Below are 4,098 nucleotides of genomic sequence, written 5' to 3'. Positions count from 1 at the left end.
GGCCACCGTCCCGGCCGGGCCGGGGGCGGCCGCCGACCGCCCGGACGACGAGCAGCCCGCCGCGCAGCCCCCGGCCACCCGGCGGCAGGGCCGGCGCGCCTCTCCCGCCCCCGTGGACGAGGGCCCGCCCGGCACGCGCTGAGCGGCGCCGGGCGGGCCCTCGGGTCCCGGGTGCTGCGCGACCGCAGCGGGTGGGTCAGGCGCCGAGGCGCTCGCGGACCTGCACCAGCGACGGGTTGGTGGCGGCCGAGCCGTCCGGGAACAGCACCGTCGGCACGGTCTGGTTGCCGCCGTTCACCTGCTCGACGAACGCGGCGGCGTCCGGCGTCTGCTCGATGTCGACCTCGGTGTACGCGATGCCCGCGGAGTCGAGCTGCGTCTTCAGCCGGCGGCAGTAGCCGCACCAGGTGGTCGAGTACATCGTCACGGTGCCCTCGGCGGGCAGGTCCTGCGTGGTCGTCATCGTCTGCCTTCGCATCGTCGGTGTCGCGTCACCGGGAGAACGCCCGGCGCCCGCAGGATCATCCCGGACGCGTCCGGGAACCGGGGCCCTCGCGCCTGGGGACGGCGGTCCCGGGGTGTCGGCGGGAGGTGCGAGGATCGTCGGCGATGCCTGCCGACGACCTCCTCGACGCCCTCGACCCGGACCAGCGGGAGGTCGCGCGCGCCCTCACCGGGCCGGTGTGCGTCCTGGCCGGTGCCGGCACCGGGAAGACCCGCGCGATCACCCACCGGATCGCCTACGGGGTGCGCACCGGCGTCTACGCCCCGACCAGCGTCCTGGCCGTCACGTTCACCGCCCGCGCGGCGGGGGAGATGCGGACCCGGCTGCGCGACCTCGGCGTCGCGGGCGTCCAGGCGCGGACGTTCCACTCCGCCGCGCTGCGCCAGCTCCGGTACTTCTGGCCCAAGGTCGTCGGCGGCCCGTCGCCCCAGGTGCTGGCCCAGAAGGCCCCGGTCGTCGCGGACGCGTGCCACCGGCTCGGCCTGTCGGTGGACCGGGTGTCGGTGCGGGACCTGGCCTCGGAGATCGAGTGGGCGAAGGTGTCCCGGATCACGGCGGAGGACTACGTGCGCGCCGCCGCGGCCGCGGACCGCCCCGCGCCGGCCGGCCACGACCACCACGTCGTCGCCCGGCTCATCACGGCGTACGAGGACGCGAAGGACGCGCGCGGCGTCATGGACATGGAGGACATCCTCTGGCTCCTGTCCGGGATGCTCGTCGAGAACCGGGCGGTCGCGGACGAGATCCGGCACCAGTACCGGCGGTTCGTGGTCGACGAGTACCAGGACATCTCGCCGCTGCAGAAGTTCCTGCTCGACCAGTGGCTCGGCGGCCGGGACGAGCTGTGCGTGGTCGGCGACCCGAGCCAGACCATCTACTCGTTCGCCGGCGCGACGCCGCACTACCTGACCCGGTTCACCGCGGAGCACCCCGGGGCCCAGGTCGTCCGCCTGGTGCGCGACTACCGGTCGACCCCGCAGGTCGTCGGCCTGGCCAACGAGGTGCTGCGCCGGGCGCCGAAGGACCGGGGCGGGCGCTGGGAGCCGCTCGAGCTCATCGCGCAGCGCCCCTCCGCCGGGCCGGTGCGGTTCGCGGTCTACGACGACGACGAGGCGGAGGCCGCGGGCGTCGCCACCCGGATCGGCCGGCTGATCGCGGCGGGCACGCGCCCCAGCGAGATCGCCGTGCTGTACCGGACCAACGCGCAGTCGGAGGCGTTCGAGCAGGCGCTCGCGCACCAGGGGATCGGCTACGTGCTCCGCGGCGGCGAGCGGTTCTTCCAGCGCAAGGAGGTCCGGGACGCGATCGTGCGCCTGCGGGGCGCCGCGGTGGCCGCCGAGGCGGACGTGCCGATGACCGAGACGGTGCGGGACGCGCTGCGGTCGGCGGGCTGGTCCGACGAGCCGCCCGCGGCCCGCGGCGCCTCGCGCGAGCGCTGGGACACGCTGCACGCGCTGGTGACGCTGGCGGACGACCTCGCCGCGGCCGCCGAGCGCGCGGGGGGTCGTGCCACGGTGCAGGACCTGATCGCCGACCTGGACGAGCGCGCGGCCGCGCAGCACGCCCCGACCGTCGAGGGCGTGACCCTCGCCTCCCTGCACGCCGCGAAGGGCCTGGAGTGGGACGCGGTGTTCCTCGCGGGGCTGAGCGAGGGCCTGGTGCCGTGGGCGTCCGCCGACACCGCCGCCGACCTGGCCGAGGAGCGCCGGCTGCTGTACGTCGGCATCACCCGCGCCCGGCTGCACCTCGAGCTGTCCTACGGCCGGTCCCGCACCCCGGGCGGCCGGGCGACCCGACGCCGGTCGCGGTTCCTCGACGGCCTGTGGCCGCAGGAGGGGCGCGCGCGGTTCGGCGACGGGCGGGCGCGCGCCGTCCCGCGGCTCACCGGGGAGGTCGACGGCGAGCTGCTGGCGGCGCTGCACGCCTGGCGGGCCGACCTGGCGCGGTCGACGTCGAAGCCCGCGTACACGGTGCTGGGCGACGCGACGCTGTCGGCCATCGCCGAGCTGCGCCCGGCGAGCGTCCCGGAGCTGGCGCGGGTCCAGGGGATCGGACCGGCCAAGATCGACCGGTACGGGCCCGACCTGCTGGCGATCGTGGCGGGTCGCCGACCCGCGGCCGGCGAGGCCGCGGCGGCCGGGTGAGCCGGCCGATCGGGGGACTCCGGAAAACTCGTCGGAAGATCTCTCGATAAATCGGTTGTGCCGTCGGTGACGGCCCCTCTACGGTGAACGAGTCCTGCTGGAAGGCCGTGCTGCGCGAAGCGGCGGCGGCCCGATGACGAGAAGGAGGTGTGGTGCTGTGAAGAACATCAACGACGCGTTCGGCGTCGGCGCGATCGCGCTGCCGTTCCTGGCACCCACCTCGGACAAGCGCCAGGGGACCGCTGTGTCCCCGGCCGCCCCGGGCACGGGCATCCGTGGCTTCGGCGGCACCGGTCTCCGGCTGCGTGCTCGCGATCTCTCGTCCCGCTCCGACTCCGCCCCAGGAGGACCGGTCATCTGAGTCGATGACCAGCCCGTCCAGGCCGTGGAGTCCACCGGATTCCGCGGCCTTCGTCTTCCCCAGCACCTGCGTGGGGGGCGAGGCACCCGCGGATCCACCGCTACCTCGCTCAACCCGCAAGTCATCAGGAGGACACCGTGCGGCTCACGACGCTGCTCGACACGGTCAACCAGGGCGGATCCGGTCCCTGGCCGCCCGCCTCGACGCCCGCCGTCACCGATGTGCAGTTCGACGCCCTCGTCGCCGGGCTCATCCCCTGCCGGTCCAACGACCCCGAGCTGTGGTTCGCCGAGCGGACCGCCGAGGTCGAGCAGGCCAAGGCGCTCTGCCGCACCTGCCCGCTCCTCGAGGGCTGCCTCGCCGGCGCGATCGAGCGGCAGGAGCCCTGGGGCGTGTGGGGCGGCGAGGTGTTCGTCGGCGGCCAGGTGGTCGCCGTCAAGCGCGGCCGCGGCCGGCCGCGCAAGGACGCCACCCCGGCGGCCTGACCGCACGTCGGGCCCCGGCACCGGCCGACCGGCCGGACGTCAACCGCCCAGGGCGGCGCACCCGCACTCCGGGTGCGCCGCCCACCGGCGCAGCCGGGGGGCGACGGACGGCACCGGGATCTCGTACTGCGCGCCCAGGGTCCGCGGCGCCCCGCCGTCCAGGTGCGCCAGCACCTCCGCCGCGGCCAACCCGCCCGCGACCGCGGCCAGCGCGGCCGGCGGCTCGGCGGCGGCCTCACCGCGCCGCGACCCGACGAGCTGCGCGAGCACGACCGGCCAGGCCGCGTCCGCCGCCGCCCGGTGCAGGTCGAGGCAGCGAAGGCAGGGGAGCGGGCCGGCCCCCGGACGGTCCGGGCGGACGAACGGTCCCACCAGCGCGTCGGCCTCGCGCGTCACGACGGGCAGGTGCGGCACGTCCGCGCCCAGCAGGCTCAGCGCCGTCGCCGGGTCGGCTGCGTCGGTGGCCACCGTGACCACCACGTCCGGCGGGTCGGTCAGCAGCCCGCCCGGCCCGGGCGCCGTGCGGACGCGTGCCCGCGGGGCCAGCAGGCGCAGGCCGCCGACGGCGACGGCGGCCCGGTCGCGCGCGGGGGCGCCCTCGTC

Annotated in this window: 4 protein-coding genes and 1 pseudogene; 3 read left to right on the top strand and 2 right to left on the bottom strand. The window is 76.6% G+C overall.

The features are described from left to right. Positions 1–196: 196 nt before the first annotated feature. Positions 197–463, bottom strand: coding sequence for a mycoredoxin (locus FA014_RS18565; protein WP_154731096.1), 267 nt, complete (start codon positions 461–463; stop codon positions 197–199). Positions 464–609: 146 nt separating this feature from the next. Between FA014_RS18565 and FA014_RS18560 the strand changes: the two genes are divergently transcribed. The 3 genes from FA014_RS18560 (at position 610) to FA014_RS18550 (ending at position 3,495) form a co-directional block, all read left to right on the top strand. Further along, complete coding sequence (locus FA014_RS18560; protein ID WP_154731095.1) at positions 610–2,649, top strand: ATP-dependent helicase; 2,040 nt, start codon at positions 610–612, stop codon at positions 2,647–2,649. A gap of 157 nt (positions 2,650–2,806) precedes the next feature. Further along, positions 2,807–3,010, top strand: a complete 204-nt coding sequence (locus FA014_RS18555; protein WP_154731094.1) for a hypothetical protein — start codon at positions 2,807–2,809, stop codon at positions 3,008–3,010. A gap of 137 nt (positions 3,011–3,147) precedes the next feature. Beyond that, complete coding sequence (locus FA014_RS18550; protein WP_154731093.1) at positions 3,148–3,495, top strand: WhiB family transcriptional regulator; 348 nt, start codon at positions 3,148–3,150, stop codon at positions 3,493–3,495. 39 nt (positions 3,496–3,534) lie between these two features. On the opposite strand, the pseudogene FA014_RS20305 reads toward FA014_RS18550, so the two are convergent. Further along, positions 3,535–4,098, bottom strand: a pseudogene (locus FA014_RS20305) (thiamine biosynthesis protein ThiF); the annotation flags it as partial.

The sequence above is a fragment of the Cellulomonas hominis genome (genome assembly GCF_005239125.1).
In the GTDB taxonomy this organism is placed as follows: domain Bacteria; phylum Actinomycetota; class Actinomycetes; order Actinomycetales; family Cellulomonadaceae; genus Cellulomonas; species Cellulomonas hominis_A.
Note: the sequence above shows the minus strand (reverse complement) of the source record. Positions and strands in the feature narration are given on the sequence as shown.